General features: G+C 40.4%; 13 protein-coding genes and 1 pseudogene. 9 read left to right on the forward strand and 5 right to left on the reverse strand.

Annotation, left to right across the window (positions count from 1 at the left end; translation table 11 throughout):
* The 6 genes from BO222_RS09995 to BO222_RS10025 all read left to right on the forward strand — a co-directional run bounded on the left by BO222_RS09995 (position 1) and on the right by BO222_RS10025 (position 7,717).
* Positions 1 to 1,635: a DAK2 domain-containing protein gene (locus BO222_RS09995; protein ID WP_075820662.1), complete on the forward strand. Its 1,635-nt coding sequence runs from the start codon at positions 1 to 3 to the stop codon at positions 1,633 to 1,635.
* A 538-nt stretch (positions 1,636 to 2,173) separates the two neighbouring features.
* Positions 2,174 to 3,820, forward strand: coding sequence for a GH25 family lysozyme (locus BO222_RS10005; protein WP_075820664.1), 1,647 nt, complete (start codon positions 2,174 to 2,176; stop codon positions 3,818 to 3,820).
* Positions 3,821 to 4,384: 564 nt separating this feature from the next.
* A complete protein-coding gene (locus tag BO222_RS10010) occupies positions 4,385 to 4,804 on the forward strand; it encodes a Spx/MgsR family RNA polymerase-binding regulatory protein (protein WP_075820665.1) in 420 nt (139 codons plus the stop codon).
* Positions 4,805 to 5,000: 196 nt separating this feature from the next.
* Positions 5,001 to 5,945 (forward strand): ROK family protein, encoded by a 945-nt coding sequence (locus tag BO222_RS10015; RefSeq protein ID WP_075820666.1) that lies wholly within the window; start codon positions 5,001 to 5,003, stop codon positions 5,943 to 5,945.
* A 476-nt stretch (positions 5,946 to 6,421) separates the two neighbouring features.
* Complete coding sequence (locus BO222_RS10020; RefSeq protein ID WP_143356998.1) at positions 6,422 to 6,646, forward strand: acyl carrier protein; 225 nt, start codon at positions 6,422 to 6,424, stop codon at positions 6,644 to 6,646.
* 267 nt (positions 6,647 to 6,913) lie between these two features.
* Positions 6,914 to 7,717, forward strand: a complete 804-nt coding sequence (locus tag BO222_RS10025) for a metallophosphoesterase family protein (protein WP_075820668.1) — start codon at positions 6,914 to 6,916, stop codon at positions 7,715 to 7,717.
* 184 nt (positions 7,718 to 7,901) lie between these two features.
* Here BO222_RS10025 and BO222_RS10030 read toward each other — a convergent pair whose 3' ends face one another.
* The 5 genes and pseudogenes from BO222_RS10030 to BO222_RS10045 form a co-directional block, all read right to left on the reverse strand.
* Positions 7,902 to 8,873, reverse strand: a complete 972-nt coding sequence (locus BO222_RS10030) for an L-lactate dehydrogenase (protein ID WP_075820669.1) — start codon at positions 8,871 to 8,873, stop codon at positions 7,902 to 7,904.
* 547 nt (positions 8,874 to 9,420) lie between these two features.
* Positions 9,421 to 10,230, reverse strand: a pseudogene (locus BO222_RS10035) (transposase); the annotation flags it as partial.
* A gap of 24 nt (positions 10,231 to 10,254) precedes the next feature.
* A complete protein-coding gene (locus tag BO222_RS13515; RefSeq protein WP_158024593.1) occupies positions 10,255 to 10,398 on the reverse strand; it encodes a hypothetical protein in 144 nt (47 codons plus the stop codon).
* A gap of 93 nt (positions 10,399 to 10,491) precedes the next feature.
* Complete coding sequence (locus tag BO222_RS10040) at positions 10,492 to 10,749, reverse strand: hypothetical protein (protein ID WP_143357001.1); 258 nt, start codon at positions 10,747 to 10,749, stop codon at positions 10,492 to 10,494.
* A gap of 756 nt (positions 10,750 to 11,505) precedes the next feature.
* The gene (locus BO222_RS10045; protein WP_075820672.1) at positions 11,506 to 12,684 is read right to left on the reverse strand and encodes a S1C family serine protease; all 1,179 of its coding nucleotides are present in this window, start codon (positions 12,682 to 12,684) and stop codon (positions 11,506 to 11,508) included.
* Between the two features lie 627 nt (positions 12,685 to 13,311).
* Here BO222_RS10045 and BO222_RS13520 point away from each other — a divergent pair.
* The 3 genes from BO222_RS13520 to BO222_RS10060 all read left to right on the forward strand — a co-directional run bounded on the left by BO222_RS13520 (position 13,312) and on the right by BO222_RS10060 (position 17,193).
* Entirely contained in the window at positions 13,312 to 14,994 is a 1,683-nt protein-coding gene (locus BO222_RS13520; protein ID WP_075820673.1) for a hypothetical protein, read from the forward strand.
* 217 nt (positions 14,995 to 15,211) lie between these two features.
* The gene (locus BO222_RS10055; RefSeq protein WP_075820674.1) at positions 15,212 to 15,472 is read left to right on the forward strand and encodes a hypothetical protein; all 261 of its coding nucleotides are present in this window, start codon (positions 15,212 to 15,214) and stop codon (positions 15,470 to 15,472) included.
* A gap of 506 nt (positions 15,473 to 15,978) precedes the next feature.
* Complete coding sequence (locus tag BO222_RS10060; protein ID WP_178390462.1) at positions 15,979 to 17,193, forward strand: NADP-dependent isocitrate dehydrogenase; 1,215 nt, start codon at positions 15,979 to 15,981, stop codon at positions 17,191 to 17,193.
* Positions 17,194 to 17,573 lie beyond the last annotated feature (380 nt).

Consider the following 17,573-nt stretch of genomic DNA (forward strand, 5'->3'; position numbering starts at 1 on the left):
ATGAAATATATTGACGGAAAATTATTTAAAGAGATGCTTCTTTCGGGCATGAACAGCCTTGGAAACAATCAGGCCCGAATTGATGCACTGAATGTCTTCCCGGTACCAGATGGTGATACGGGAACAAATATGTATCTAACTTTTTCAAGCGGAGTCAACGATGCGCTTGCCGTTGATTCTGATTCAGTCGGTGTCATTGCCAAGGCATTATCCAGAGGACTTCTGATGGGTGCGCGCGGAAACTCTGGTGTTATTACTTCTCAGATTTTCAGAGGTTTCTATCAGGCGGTAGCCGATGATGAAAAAATCGATGCCATGCAGTTGGCCAATGCCCTGGTAAACGGAAGCCGTGTAGCCTATAAGGCAGTTATGCGTCCAGTTGAAGGAACAATCCTGACTGTTGTTCGCGAGGCAGCGGATTATACATATGCTTACTGCACCACAAATAATGTCACGGATTGCCGGGAAGTGCTGGCAAAAATGGTTGAAGAAGCCAGAATTTCTCTGGACTTCACTCCTGAACTGCTGCCTGTCCTTAAGGAAGTAGGAGTTGTTGACTCTGGCGGAGCTGGCTTGCTCTCCATTCTGGAAGGAATGCTGTCCGCTTTGGATGGAAATGTCATTCAGGCTGAATCTTCTGCAGCTTCTCATGATGAAGCCAGCCAGACAAAGATCGAAGGAGAAGGAGAATTTGGATTCTGTACGGAGTTTATTCTTCGTCTTTCTGAACAGGGAATGAAGCACTTCTCTGAAGAAGGTTTCAGAAATGAACTTTCTACAATCGGAAACTCCATTGTCTGTGTTCAGGATGATGATCTGGTAAAAATTCATGTTCATACGCTTGAACCGGATAAAGCCATTAAAATGGGTAAACGTCAGGGCCGTTTTGTGAAGCTGAAAGTAGAAAACATGACAGATCAGCACGAAAACATTCTTGAAAAAGAAAAAGAAGAATATGAAGAAATGGCTTCTGAACATAAGGAATACGGTCTGATTGCCGTTGCAGCCGGTGATGGACTCGCTAAGATGTTCAGAGATCTGCGCGTAGATATCGTTATATCCGGTGGGCAGACCATGAATCCTTCCACAGAAGACTTTATTAAGGCCATTGATCGCTTAAATTGCGATCACATCTTCATTCTGCCAAACAACTCCAATATCGTAATGGCTGCTCAACAGGCTGCTTCGGTTTATGAAGATAAGGATATTCGGGTACTCCCAAGCAAAACCGTTCCTCAGGGGCTTTCCGCCTGCATTATGTTCAATCCAGATGTCGATGCTGACGAAAACGAAGCAGAAATGGAAGAAGCAATTGCCGGCGTTAAATCCGGAGAAGTGACCTATGCCATCAAGGATACAACCTATGAAGGACTAGATATCAAAGCTGGTGAATATATGGGTATCTTTGGAAAAGCCATTGTCGTTTCCAAACCAGATATGATGGAAGTAACAAAAGATCTTCTCAAGCAGATGCTCGACGAAGATTCTGAACTGGTCACTCTGATCTATGGTGAAGATGCGATGAAGGAACAGGCTGAAGAACTGCAGAACTATGTTGAAGAAATCAGTGATGCAGAAGTCGAGATTTACAGCGGCAAACAGCCAGTATATTCTTTTATCATTGGTGTTGAATAGAAGCAAAAATTCGGTTTATTTGACTTTGATTAAAAGATGATTATCTTTTAAATCATTAATCTGAATCTTCAGGAAGATCTGAGGTTCTGATCGTCACTTTCAGATCTTGCCTTTTGGCAGAAAGCCAGACTGGTTTTCTGCCTTTTTAGTTGTTTTCAAAAGTAAAACTTGATCGTATTTTGATTTCAAATCAGATGGAACCAGGTTTACGTCATACTGTTCATGAATATGCATCAAAATCTTGGGCTTTCGAATTGTTCTGATAGGATCTATCCTGATGGATCGAAACGGAAGATACGACTCATTTTCGTTCGGACAAATATACAGAGCTTTAAGGATAAATTCGTCGTCTGGCAATCAACAGGGGATTCTAACAGCTAATTTCCGGTTTCTTAAAAAAGAGCAATATCACGTGATATTGCATTTACACTCTGAAATGTTTGCGCCAGATGGACTTTGGACAAAATTCCGAAGAAGGTAGACAAATTCAGGATTGAAGGTCAAACTGTAATAGAACACGATTTAAGGGGAAAAAACCATGAGAAAATCGAAACTGCTGACCGGTATCAGCCTGCTTCTCGCTATCAGTCTTACACCGGTCAAAGCTGTTTCTTACAGCGAATTCAGGGATCTTCCTGAATATGCCTGGTATGAAGAATCAATTACTGCTGCTCTTGAATTAGGGATCATTGATGGGGTCGATGGATATAATTTTGCTCCGGATGATCCAATTCGTTCAATTGATGCAGCCAAAGCATTCTATCGTATGTCTGGGGAGCCATATTGGATAGATGCATCTTATTTCTGGGATGTTAACCCAGGGTATGATTCGCTGGCCGCCTCCTACTGCATTGATACTGGAATTATGAGTGGGTATCTTGATGGATCTTTCAGACCGGATGAATGGATCAGCCGGCTTGATATGCTCACGATGATGTATGGATGGGCCATTGCTGATCATCGACAGTCTTTAGTTCAGGAAGCGGTCGTTGATCAGGCACAGGTTATTCAGGATGGAAATATTCCTGAAACAGGCGAACCATCAGAAACTCAAAATATAGTGAAGGAAGAAAATTCAGAATCACAGATGGATGAATCCGTTTCAACACAAACCGATTCAGCCATCTATGCAGAATCTGAACAACCTGAGCTGGATCCAGGACAAACCGATCATGTGGGTCCTTCTTTAATGACAGAGCAATCTGATTCAGAATTGAGCCATGTGGATCCAACTGCGCAGCAGGGAGCCGAACCGGTAGAATCACTCTCACAAGTCAATGAGCCAGCAGAAGATGCTCAAGTTCAGACTGAATCTTTAACTCCCACGCCTGATGTTTCATCACAAGCTCTAAGTTGGGCTAAAGCCAATGGCCTCTATAATGATCAGGAAAGCTTTCTGCTTCTTGAGCCAGTCAGTCGGGCTCAGGCCTGTGAACTGCTCGTCAAGGGCGTCTCATTGCCCAGGGAACAACAGGCTTTTGATACTGCGCCGCAGATGGATGAACCAACTGTCGAGTCAGAAGAACAAAGTTGGAACGATCGTCTGTTTGGTTGGCTAAGTCCAGTTGTCAATGATGATCCAGTTAACCCTGGTACAGGGAGTGAAGAAGATCTGATGAATGCAAGTATGTATGGCATAGATATTTCTGAACACCAGGGCGATATCGATCTGAGTCCATATCAGGGACAGTTTGTTATTATTCGAGCTGGATGGCATACAACAGAAGATCTGTATTTTCGAAAGAACGTTGAAAAGTGTGAGGCTTTAGGAATTCCATACGGTCTTTACTGGTATTCCTACGCTCTGGATGAATCCCAGGCGCAGGTTGAAGCAGATGCTTTTGCCCGAGCGATTGATGGACTGAATCCTACGATGGGTGTGTGGATTGATATGGAAACGGATTCCTGGAAATCAGAACATGGATTTGTAGAAACGACTGAAAACATCAGTGCGATTACCCGTACGATGACTAACCGGATTGAACAGATGGGCATACAGCCAGGTATTTACTGCAATCTGCGCTGGCTTCCATATTTTGATGAGTCATTGGCTCATTATCCCAAATGGGTCGCTGCCTATGGCAATGATGATGGAAATATACATGGAAATTATTCAGATCAGGCTGTGATGTTTCAATATACTTCCAATCCAATTGATAAAAACGTTCTATATAGTACCAACTGATTCAAATGGTAAAACGTAAAAGGTTTTCCACATATTCTGGAAAGCCTTTTTTATATTACTCTGGATGTTTATTGCGATTTGATTTTGATGAGTGACTGAACGAATTAATTTTTAATGGATGGTTTCATGTATGGAGTATTATCTTCATAGGATACTATTGTTCCGAATAAGCAAAAATTCCGTTCTATCTAAAAATTATATAAATTTATACTTTCTTTATTCCGAAATTTGGACTACATTAGGGATAGAAAGATTTCTGATCTGAAGAAAATATCCCAACATGGATAAAAACAAAATATTGGCTGTAAATCTCCAAAAAATATTCGGTTTAGAATTCAAAATAGCCATGAGATTGCATTAGTTGAGAGATCTTGGCGGAATATCTTTCGTTCCGAATCTTAATACAAGTAAATATGAAATTAAGATTCTATAAAAATAATAGGTTGTCAAGGGTAGTAAACGAGAGCAATCTAGTTTACAATTAAGACAGGTTAAAGGTTTAATGCCTTATTTTAGGCTCAGGAAATACAGGGAAAAATAATAATTTCTAAGAAAGGAACGCATATGGTTATCATTTATACTTCTCCAGGATGCGCAAGTTGCAGAAAGGCCAAACAGTGGCTCAGAGACAACAAAATCAGCTTTGTAGAAAAGAACATCTTTTCAAACGTTTTAAAAGAAGGTGAAATCAAATATCTGATGAGCCGCTGCGAAAACGGAACGGAAGACATCATTTCAACACGTTCTAAAGCTTTTCAGAATCTTCACCGTGGAGTGGATGATTTTACACTCAATGAACTGGTTACATTAATTCAGAAGAATCCATCTATTTTAAAACGTCCGATCATGCTGACTGAAAAAACGATGGTCATCGGCTATGACGATGATGAAATCACTGCAGTAACTCCAAGCAATCTGCGTCAGCCGATTTCTATGCCAGTCAACACTGAAGACGGACTTCGTCTTTCTCTGAAAGCATACTAGAAGACAAAGAATCAAAAAATCGAATAAACTAAACGTGTGATACAAATTGATATATCAAGATCAGGAAGCCGCTTCTGTAGTGAAGCGGTTTTTCTTTGCCAATACGAATCAAGAAAGTCTAAATATGCGCTTTGATGCTCTTTTAGGCATGCTAAAATAACAGGGAAAAGGAATAACCTCAGGAGGAAAATTATTCATGAAGTACGCTATTGGAGTTGATATTGGTGGAACGAATACTCGAGTTGCCCTGATTGATGAAGATTTCAATCTGGCTAAACGTGTTCAATTCGCTACAGATCCAAAAGATCCAGAAGGAACCCTGCAAAAAGTCGCCAGTACCATCGCATCGTTTGGAAAAGAAATTGAAGGAATCGGTGTATCAGCACCAGGACCGCTTGATCTGATTAACGGTTATATTCTTGCATCCCCAAATCTGGATGAAGAATGGTGGACCTATCCAATTCCGGAAAAATTAAAAGAACTGACGGGAGCTAACGCCTATCTTGAAAACGACGCTAACCTGGCTGCTCTAGCTGAAGCAGTAGTCGGAGAAGGTAAGGACAAACGGTTTGTTCAGTTTTTAACCGTGTCGACAGGACTGGGCTCTGGTCAGATCAAAGACCGAGAAATCTATATCGGAGCACATGGTTTTGCCAATGAAGTGGCCAACTGCATTATGTGGCAGGATGGTCCAAGTCATGGCCGTATTATCCCTGGCGGAATTGAAGCTCTTTCGTCTGGTACTGCCATTACCACCCGGGCCCGCAATGCAGGACTTGATGTAGCCCATGCAGGCGAAGTTAATGATCTGGCAGAAGATGGAAATGAAGTGGCAGCACAGATCATGGATGAAGCCAAGGAATATCTCGCTAACTTTATTGCCATGCTTTATGCAGTAACGGATCCGGAAATCTGTATTCTTGGCGGATCGGTAGCCATGAAAATTAATGATTTTGTCGAAGATGTTGAAAAACGTGTAAAAGCTAAAGTGATGGATCCAGTAAAACCTTACGTCGATATCCGCCGCTCTACACTGAATGAAGACTCTGGGCTTCTTGGAGCAGGCTATCTGGCATTTTCAAAAGCTGCAGCAGCTGAAGAATCTGAAATTATAGCTGAAACTGTTGTTCTTGATAACTAGTCATCCGATCATTTGTCATGAAACGTAAACAATAAAATTGTTTAATTAAGGGATCTGAATTTTGTCCAGATCCTTTTTTATATCCTGGTGATTAAACGAAGTATTGAAACAACGTATTAAAGAAGAGATGAAGGAAAATCGATTGTTTTAACGAATTATAGAAAGCTCGAAAAACAATAAAACTTAAAAATATAACAAGATGTGCGGTTCATAAATAACTTGTCTTTGAACTCTCATATACAAAGAAAGTCAGAATGAGAAAAACTCTGAATCTGGTTCGGAAATATTATTAGTTTACTGTAAAACAATAATTAAATTGGATGGAATCATGCCAAAATGGACTAAATTCCGACCGATATGGACATTTCTAAGAATACCTCTTCAAAACAAGAAAACGTGGAGTATTATAGAATCACAAAGAAACAAGACAAAACAATAAGAAAACAATAATAATGAATCGGATCGGAGAGTACATTATGTTAAAGAGTTTAAAAGAGATTATTTCCAGAGAGCTGGCAATTCATCCATCGAAAATTGATGAAGGATCAAGAATGATTGATGATCTGAATGTTGACCGGGCAGATATGCTCAACATTGTCACCGATCTTGAAGATGAATTCGACATCATCATTGATTATGGGAAACTGGATAGCTTTGTGACTGTCCAGGATCTCGAACATTATGTTGAAAGCAAAATCTAATTCTTCTATATCCTTAGCGACGGGAGATCTGCAGGGACAGGCGGATCTCCTTTTTTGATGCCTGAATTCAGAAATCACACTTGTGAAATAATTCGATAGTGGAAGCGTTTTAATTCGTTCGCTTGAAATATCGATGGCCGTTATCATATTAAGACTGCATTAAAATTTTGTCTGAAAGGGGATACACGAACATCTCCGTATTGTTTTTAATCTTCCTAAAAAGTAGAGTATTGAATTAGAGGCTTTACTGCAGACACGGGGGAAAATATGGTATATATCACTGGAGATACACACGGCGCTTTTGATATTCACAAAATCAATCCGAGAGAATTTAAAGCGGCGGAGCATCTGACAAAAGATGATTATGTCATTATCTGCGGAGACTTCGGCTGTATCTGGGATGGCGGAAGCAGTGATCGCTTCTGGCTGAACTGGCTGGAGTCCCTGGAATGGAATACTTTGTTTATTGATGGAAATCATGAAAACTTTGACGTTTTGAATTCCTATCCTGAAATTGAATGGCATGGGGGGAAGGTTCATCGTATTCGTGACAACGTACTCCATCTCAAACGCGGTGAAATCTTTGATCTGGATGGAAAATCCTTTCTCGCACTTGGAGGCGCCTTTTCTCACGACATATCTGTAAGAACGGAAAAGCAGAACTGGTGGAAAGAAGAAATGTTAACGAAAGAAGAAGCAGAAAACGCTTATCACAATCTCGAAAAAAGAGGCTGGAAAGTGGACTATGTTCTTTCGCATGATATCTTTAAAACCCATCCTGCTGCAAAATCATTTGTGAATTCTATGGATCATTACAACAAGGATCAGGTGGATGTTCAGGATGTTCTGCAGGTGATTCATGACCGGACAGATTATAAAAAATGGTTTCATGGCCATTATCATAACGACTGGCTCTTCTCAGAGCAGGGGCCAGAGGATAAAGCACCCAAAGAGCACTTTACGCTCTATGATAATATTCTGAAGCTTGAAGACTTTGATCATTGTAAGAATCTGTTCAAGCCGATCGATCATAGTACACCTTTTGCAGTTCATGATTTTGAAGCTCATTAACCATTTAAAAGCATTGCGGTTACCAGGTAGAGTTCGATTGATGAACACTCAGATCAATTGACATATCTTTATAACAACATAAATACAGTCAGTCAACTTATTTGGCTGACTTTTTCTTTTGGCTTTTATTAATGTAAAAAAAAGCCGCTGGGATAGCGGCTTAAGTTTTCGTTAAAATATAAATTTAGTCAAGATCGATGATATCACCGAGGTTGTCACGGATTGTCGCTTCAAGAGTATCAAAAGATTTATTGAAACGATCTTGATCATTTTCGGTCAATGGCAGACGCATAATCTGAGAGGCGCCATCGCTTCCTACTACGGTTGGAGTACCAATAAAGTATCCAGTTTTACCGTACTCGCCATTCTGATAGGAAGAAACAGGAAGAATGCAGCGTTCGTTATTTAAAACAGCAGATACGATTCTCTTAAGAGCGAGACCGATTCCGTAGTAAGTTGCTTTTTTCAGATCGATGATCTTATAAGCTTTGTCACGAACATCAACATAGATATTCTGAAGCTCCATCAAAGAAATGTGTTTTTCATCGAGGTATTCAAGCAGGGATTTGCATCCGATATAGGAATTTGTCCAGGAAACAAATGAAGAGTCTCCGTGTTCTCCAAGGATATAGGCATGCATATTGCTTTCTGCAAATCCAAGACGGTTGCCCAGTTCAAGACGAAGACGAGCAGTGTCAAGAACAGTACCAGAACCGATAACATGTTCTTTTGGCAGACCAGAAGCTTTCCAGGCTACATAAGTCATGATGTCCACTGGGTTGTTGGCAACGATCAGAATACCGTTAAAGCCATTCTTCTTAAGCTGTTCGCAGACTCCTTTTGTGATGCTGGCGTTGATCTTAACGAGCTCGAGACGGGACTGACCAGGTTTCTGAGCCGCACCTGCAGTAATAACAACAACGTTGCAGTACTGAGCGTCTTCATAGGATCCAGCATAGACTTTCATCTTGGTTTCGGCGTAAACCATACCGTCCTGCAGATCCATTGCTTCACCCATTGCTTTGTCATGGTTTACATCCACTAAAACCATTTCATCGATACCCTTTTCATGCAACATGGAATAGGCAAAGGACATACCTACAAGTCCGGTTCCGACGAGCATTATTCGCCGCTTTTCAATTTTTTCTTCAGCCATTAGTTCTTTTCCTCCTGAAAATTGTTCAAATACTGTAATAATTATAAAACAGGTCCCAAAGATAAAACAATTTCAATTTAAAGCACTTACGTATTTTCGCTTGTTTCTTTCAAAGGAGACCGTAATTTGATCATGCCTTGCTCACCGAATTCTTTCAAGCCTAAACCTCTGTGAGGATGGGAAAAAAATAGGCAGCTTAGCTTTGCGAATCAATGAAAAGGTTAACGATTCTCGATGATTATTATTTTTGGGGATGATTGGTGATTTTACAGAAGAGAAAAATACTATGGGCGCATGAATTTAAAAATAAAACAACACAATGTCATTAAATTAACAGATTTTTTCTAGCGCTTACGGCCTTCGATCTGTTTAGAATAGCCGCCTTTCGTTTTATTGGTACCTATTCCTGGTTTTTCGACATCTTATTAATTATGAAATTGTACGAAAAGCAGGTATCAATTTCTGAAATTGTTCAAAAAGGTGCACTGAAAAAAACGACAAACGGTATTATCGCTTTAAGATTATTAATTATCCTAGATGAGTCAATCTATTTCCATGTCGATGTTTTGGCTGTGGAACTTTTTACTCGCTTGAAATGCCTGTTCTTTCGTATTGGCAGGATTTCATTCTGAATGGTCTGGATCACCTCCTTCTGGGTCGCTTTCCTTTCGAGGAATTGTAAAACAATGAATGCCAGTGCTTTTCGGTTGGTCTGGTATTTATACTTACCACCAGGCTGTCTTGGACTTGCACATTTGGCAATGGCACTGATCAGGTTAAAAACCATGACCGCTGCATCGATTTCCTGCTCGATCAGATTCTGAGAGCGAGAATGAACCTGCTCGGCATTCAGGACAGTTTTTAAGTCTCTAAAGGAGACTTCAATCCCCCAACGAAGATGATAAAGTTCTTTGATGTCTTCAGTGTTGAATTCATCTTCACTCAGATTCGTCAGCAGGTATTCGATCGTTTTAACCACTTCTCCTGTTTCTTCATTCTGACTTTCGATTTCAACAATGATGATTCGATAGGAGAATTCCAGTTCCGGATGGTCTGGCGTAATCAGGCTCACTGATCCTTTGGGAACATATTTATATTCGTCTGGCCGGCTTTTGGTAAATGTCTTCTGCGAATGAATCAGCTTACGGCTGGATACGATATCGATTTCCTGATTCAAAGGATGTCCGGGAGGAAGCAGAGCTTCGCAGTTTCGTGGTTTCATGCGAAATAGAAACTGATGTCCAGCCTGGTTAATCTGAGTAGCCAGTTCATAAGAGAAATACAAACGGTCTCCAATCCAAATGGGGATTCCTGAATGATCATACCGATGAACGAAATCAAGAGCGGCTTGATTTTCATTCTTATCGCTGGCTGACTGAGTCTAATAGTCCAGGTAATACCGATTGATCAGATCAAAGGCTGCATTAAAATGTAAAGCCCAATGCGCTCTTCCGTGTCCTGTAAGCAAATTCTGTGGTTCGTTTGGATTAGGCAGAATGGGAACAGCTGAACCATCCACCCCCATTGGGCGATATTTTCCTTTATATAAGGAAGATACAGAGGTCACTTGTTTAGTGAAACCCAGAGCAGCCTCTTTGATGAGTGAATGATCAAATTTCTATCTGGATTGACAGAACGCAGAGACCGAAAATTCAATATGATGATTTTTACAATAAGTCTGTGTCTGCTGCCGGATCGAAGCAGAAGACAGAGAAGCGATCATACGAACATTCAAAGAAAGTCCAATTTTTCGGTCGCACGTAAAGGCTTCGCCTTGAATAAGAGAACGATCAGGATCTTCCCCAATCTGATCGATCGTACGAGTAAATAAATCTCTCCAATCTTTAGGGGATTTTTGGGAATTTGAACGGATCATAAATACCATCTCCGAAATCCTTCGAATTCCGTCTTTAGGTCTGCCGGGCGATTGTCAAGTGTCAAAGTTGGATAATTTATAAACTTTTGTATTTCATCAAATATATTCGCTAAAAACGCAAAAATAAAAAATCGACTCTTCCAATCGAGACTGAAAGAATCGAAATCTTAACTTAATGACATTGTAAAACAATATTAAAACAAAACGATTATACGGGAAATTTGATCTAAACTTGAATCCTTTGTTTTGCCAGAAGTCAGATCAAAAAACCAAATCAAGGAATTTCGTATAATCAGCCTTGTTAATCTGCTTGTATCTGCATGACTTATTGTAAGTTTGATAAGAAAGTTCAAGTTCTTTCTATGACCTGCAAGGATCTGCTTTACCAGTCGAGCAATTTTTACTTCATTCGTTTATCACCTGTATCCATTATCGTTACGATCCACCAATAATGCTGTTTTTCTTTTTCTTGTTACCGCTTGGTCTGCTGATCGAATGAAATCAGCCTTGTATCGTAAATTCAGCTCGATTCACTTTTTTTTATTCATTGAAGATCAGTAGATGATACCAGATCCTTGCATCTGCCCAAAACTGCAGTCATATAAATCAAAAAATAATCAGTTACTTGAATTGAGAGGATCAAATCAGCCGGTTGACTAAAGACGTTAAAAAAGATTCGCTCAAACCAGAGCGAATCTGAAATACCTGCTTTATTAAACAAAGTACAGTAAGAACCTGATGTGCTGTTAAGGTCACTTAATTGATTGAAGTGTTTCCCTGAAGGTCAATCTGAAGTTCTACTTCATGACCATCACGATCTACAACCATAGGTACAGTATCTCCAACCTTTAATGAACGAAGAATTTTCTTGACTTCGGCTGCACTGCTCACTTCTTTTCCATCAAAAGAAACAATGCGGTCACCAAATTCAACTCCAGCATTGGCTGCGCTTCCGCCATCAACCACCTGAACCACATAAACCCCTGCTGGCATCTGACCGTTTCCATTTACATCCTGCAGAGAAACATTCAGGAATGGGCGGCTGGTGACAACGCCATAGGCTTTCAGATCATCAATTACGCCCAGCACATCAGAAATTGGAATTGCAAATCCGAGCCCTTCCACACCTGTCGCTGCCTGTTTAGCATTCACGATACCGATCAGCTGACCCTGCGCATCAAAGAGACCGCCTCCGGAGTTTCCGGAGTTGATGGCTGCATCTGTCTGAAGAAGAGTCATGGTTTCATTGTTAATCGTGATTTCACGGCCAACAGCAGAAATAATTCCGGTGGTTACAGTTCCGCCTAAAGATCCAAGCGGATTTCCGATGGCGATGGCAATTTCGCCGACGCGGATGTCATCTGAGCTTCCAATCGTTGCAGCTGGGAGAGAGGAACCATCAACTTTAATAATCGCAATGTCGGTCTGTGGATCAGTTCCAACGAGCTTGGCTTCATATTCCTGACCATCCATTGTTTTAACGGTAATCTGAGATGCGCCAGAAATTACATGATCGTTGGTCACGATATATCCATCTTCAGAAATGATGACTCCGCTTCCGGCGCCTTCAGAAATGTACTGGCCGAAAATGGAGTTTCCATTCGACATGATTTCTGTATTGATTTCTACAACAGAAGGTCGAATCGCATCGACAACCTCACTGACATCAGCAACCAGAATAGAACCATCATCTGAGATGACCGGATTATCAAGGCTTGAATTTGAACTGTTATTTTCAGTGGTGTTCTGAGAAATGTTTGAACGCTCCTGCTGAGACTCAGCAATCTTATATCCGCCGTAGGCAGCGGCTCCGGAACAGACCACGCCAGTGATAGCAATGGCTGTACAGATTCCAATCAGATTTTGGCGAGTTTTATTTTTGGAAGGCTGCGGAGTCTTTGGGGGAACAGAGTTTCCAGAATAGTTAGTAGTCATAGTTGTTTTGTCTTTCCTTTCCAAAAGAAATGAGTTAATGAATACTCATTATAGTTTGTATTTTAAATGATTTGAACCGGTCTGACTTCTTGCGCTGATTTAAGTATTGTCCGAATTTTTAATGAATCTGAAGAAACTTTCGATCTTCCGATTTTGATTCAGACCAGTGGATACGGATTCGAAAAGCAGATCGAAAAATAGACTCAGCCCGGTCCATCTTTCTATTACAGTATATCTGTATGCATAAAACGAAGATTAAAACGGTGACCGGAACGGAAAAAGTTTGAATCATAAATTGGTTTTAAATGCAAATAAAGATGTATAAATCGGATTGTAAAATAATCAAATTCCCCTTGAAAGCCCTTGAATCCAGTCCCTTGAATGCAAATTTGCAATATAATAAAACATGATTCATACTTACATATGCTGTTGAAGCGAAGGCTGTTTTTCCCTGTGATTATGGAAACTTTTCAAACAATCAGGCCTTGTTAGCACTCGACAGTCATAATGATAATAATGGGCTCCGGATTGCTTTATATAAAGTCGGCAACGGGGCTTTTTCAAAATTGAAAAATGTGAAGGTGCTATAATAATTACATACACCTATCTGAGGAGATGTCTTAAATAATGCCAACAAAAAAAGATAATACTGCTGAAGCAGTGAAGGAAACGAAAACAACTAAAACAGCTGCTAAGAAAGCAACTGGCGGGGCTGCAAAAACAAAAGCAGCCAGTGAAACGGTAAAAAAAGCAGCCGCAAAAGCAAAGAAGGCTGAAACAGAATCAGCACCAGCTATTGCTAAAGAGAAAAAGAAAAACGCACCGCGCGCTAAGAAAGCAGCCGCAAAAACAACTGTAAAAGAAGCAGAAGTTGCAGTTGAAGCAACAGTTGCTGCAGAAGCTGAAGCTTCAAAAGCAAAAGAAACGGTTAAAAAAGCTGAACCGAAGAAAACTGCTGCTAAAACAGCAAAAGCAGCCACAAAAACTGAAACTGTCAAAGAGATTAAAATCGATAATGCAGAAACAGACAAGGCAGAAGCTCCTGAAGCTGTAAAAGAAAAAGTCAAACCAGCAGCTAAGCAGGCTGTGATCAAACGTCCGAAAGCTGAACTGACTACGACTGAAGAAAAACCTGCCAAAAAAGCGCCTGCAAAGAAAGCTGCCGCTAAAACTGCCAAAACGGCAGAAAAAACTGTAGAAGCCAAAGAAGCAGAAGCAAAAGAAGAAGTTAAGGAAGCAAAAGTACCAGCGAAAAAAGCTGCTGCAAAAAAGGCTGCTGCCAAGAAAGCTGAATCAGCTAAAAAGGCTGCAAAAGCTGAAACCCCTGTAAAGGAAGAAGCTCCTGCTAAAAAGGAAACTCCGGTAAAAGAGGAAGTCAAAGCAGTTGAAGAAGTGAAGGAAACTGCCGCTCCTGAAGTGAAGGAAGAAGTGAAAGTTGAAGTGGAAGCAAAACCTGAAAAAGAAGTACGCAAGCCAGCTCCAGAACTCACTGAAGAAAAACTGGCAGCATACCGAAATTTTGAACTCGGTACTCTGCTTGAAATGGCAGCTGCAGAAGGTATGACTAAAACTCTTGACGAACTCAAATATGATCTGAGTCACACTCTTGATGTAGAAGGCTATACAACCAATGCAGTGCTTGAGGCCCTGAACAGCGGCAATGAATACAACTTTGATGATGATGGATTTGATGTGACAGTTATTCCAGTGATCATGAAAACCATTTACGATTCTTTACCATATAAGGCCAGCGAAGCCAGCGATCTTGAAAAACAGGTTCATGATGCTCTTGAAATGAATCTGGGTCAGGATGGTAAGAAAAACGGAGAAGTTTATGACAATCTGATGAATCTCGTTCGCCAGATTCTTGAAGTTGGACAAAAACAGAACAAGAACACTCTTGAAGAAGCTGGAAGCGTCATTCCAGGTGACTTGCGAGGTGTGATCACTCACTTCATGGATGTAGCTTATGATCTGCTTCCTTACTGGAGCTATGATGACGTGAAATTTTATGAAGGATTCATCTATGCTGTCATTTCTCAGTTTGTGGATCTGAAAGATCTTGAAAACAGAGCCATGATGGACGTAGCGGACCTGTACATTAAACATGGTGACTATGGCCGTGGTGATGCAGAATACAACTATGTAATCCGCGAAAACCAGCTGAAAGACCAGATCTACTTCCGTTTTGCCAATGTATACCGCAACTTTGATCCACAGAAGGCAAAATCAATCGCTGCCAGCTCTTTGCAGTATGTGGATGGCCGCTATGATTACTATCCACGGATTATGGAAATTCTGAACAGCTAATTGAAACCATAAATAAATCATCCTGAAAAGCAGGGAACAAAGCGGAATTTTCCGCTTTTTTCTTTGATTTGACATGGAAGCATAGCGGTTTTGCGATTTCTGAAAAAAACAGAGATTGGATACAAGCCAAAAATATAAATTTATGTTATTTTCATATCTGAACCTTCAGAGAAAAATTGCATTTCTCTGATCTGTATTTCTATTGAGGAGGAAGACTATGCCAAGCACAGCATCCAAAATCCCGGAATGGATCCTTTCCTGCCTTGACCAGTATGCCAACTGCGCCTGTGGAAGAAACATTGTTAAAAAGCTGGGAAAAGATAAGCTTCTTGAGACACTCAAGGAAATGGGTTATCCATGTGACCTTGAAATTCTCTCAGATACAAAGGATAAGACTCAGTATCCAAAAGATGGAACTTATATTCTTACCCTGAAGACTCAGAAAGAAATTGATCCAAAAGAAAAGGAAATCGCTTAATCAGACGTTTAAGTTTACCGTCACAGCATTTTCCTGAATGACTAAATTTGTGAATGAACAGAAATCCGGCTCCTGATGTTTTCAGGAGCCTTTTTCTGCCTGGCTGAATCTGCGTGACTGCATGAAGAAAAAAAGCTGATTTTAAATAAATACTTATTATAATGAGTAGAAACCAGATTTTACTGTATGGAAGAATTGATGATCTGAAGATTAATTTATTGAAATAATGTAGTTCGGTTTCTGAAAACCTTGAAAACATATTTTCATTAGTTTATGTTAAAAATCTGTAAACAGGATTCAGGTGCAGAAAAAGAAAAGGAGAGACTCACAAACCATTCATTCTGCATCTTCCTCCATTTTATGAATCGATGAAGATGCAGAATCAAGACGATAAAGGAATCGTGTTTTACTCAAGCGTTCAATTCAAGACGATGAATTGTTTTATATCAATCGATTAAAATTGAAGATTATGGAATCGAAGACCTGCAGTTTGTGAGGACAGGATTATGAAAATTGAAATGAAAACCCCGCTTGTCGAAATGGATGGCGATGAAATGACAAGAATTCTGTGGAAGGATATCAAAGAAATCCTTTTACAACCCTACATTGATCTGAAAACCGAATATTTTGATTTAGGCTTGCCTGAACGCGAAAAGACAAAAGATCAGGTGACAATGGATGCGGCATTGGCCAATAAGAAATATGGGGTCGGTGTAAAATGCGCCACCATCACCCCAAATGCTCAGCGAGTTGAAGAATACGATCTTTCTGAAATGTGGAAATCACCCAATGGGACGATCCGTGCAGTTCTTGATGGGACAGTCTTCAGAACTCCAATCATGGTGGATGGAATTTCTCCAGTCGTTAAGAACTGGAAAGAGCCAATTACAATAGCCCGTCATGCCTACGGTGATGTTTATAAATCGAGCGAAATTCGTGTTGAAAAGCAAGGACAGGCAAAACTGGTCTTTACCGATAAGGACGGAAATATCAAAGAAGAAGTCATTTACGACTTTGAATGCCCAGGAGTTTTGCAGGGGCAGTACAACAAGGATACATCAATCGCATCTTTTGCCCGCAGCTGTTTTCAGTATGCTTTAGATTCTCACCAGGATCTCTGGTTTTCTACCAAAGATACAATCTCAAAAAAATATGACCATCGTTTCAAGGATATTTTTCAGGAAATCTACGATACCGAATACAGGAATCAGTTTGAAAAGGAAGGTCTCGAATATTTTTATACTCTGATTGATGATGCTGTTGCCCGTGTGATTCGATCGAAGGGTGGATTTATCTGGGCCTGTAAAAATTATGATGGAGACGTCATGAGTGATATGGTTTCTACTGCTTTTGGATCATTAGCCATGATGACTTCAGTGCTGGTCAGTCCTGAAGGCAATTATGAATATGAAGCAGCCCATGGAACAGTGACTCGTCATTACTATAAGCATCTTAAGGGAGAAGAAACTTCCACGAATCCAATTGCAACTATTTTTGCCTGGACAGGTGCTCTGAGAAAACGCGGTGAACTCGATGAGATTCCTGAACTGATGCAGTTTGCGGATGCATTGGAAAAAGCGAGTCTGCTGACGATTGAATCAGGCAGGATGACAGGTGATCTGGTTTCACTTTGGGAAAAAGATGAACCGGCTGTTAAATTGAATTCCAGGGATTTTCTGCTGGCTATTCAGGAAAATCTGAATCAGATTCTGAATGCGTAAAGGCTAATGATTAACTGGACTTGAAAACTAAAACTGAAAACGAAAAGTCAACGAAGGATTAACACAACGGAGTATTCACATAAGAATTAACGAAATAACAAACGATAGAATTCGGTTAAATCGAAATTAAAGGGGCTGTTAAATTTCTGACAGTCCAAAAATAAAAAGAGGCACCTGATCCGTAATGGATGAGGTGCCTTTTTTGGTAAAATATGTTCATGCTCAATAAACAAAATTACCAAACACACTATAACTGTTATGAAATGACCTTTGTCAAGAGTGAATAAGAAGACATATTGCCCCCTTACCCCCATTGATAGTCTTCATTTTGGTTCGATGGTAGGCAGCACTTCACAGAAGCTGCACGGCAATTGGCCCCA

This window comes from Ileibacterium valens, assembly GCF_001945525.1.
In the GTDB taxonomy this organism is placed as follows: Bacteria; Bacillota_I; Bacilli_A; order Erysipelotrichales; family Erysipelotrichaceae; genus Ileibacterium; species Ileibacterium valens.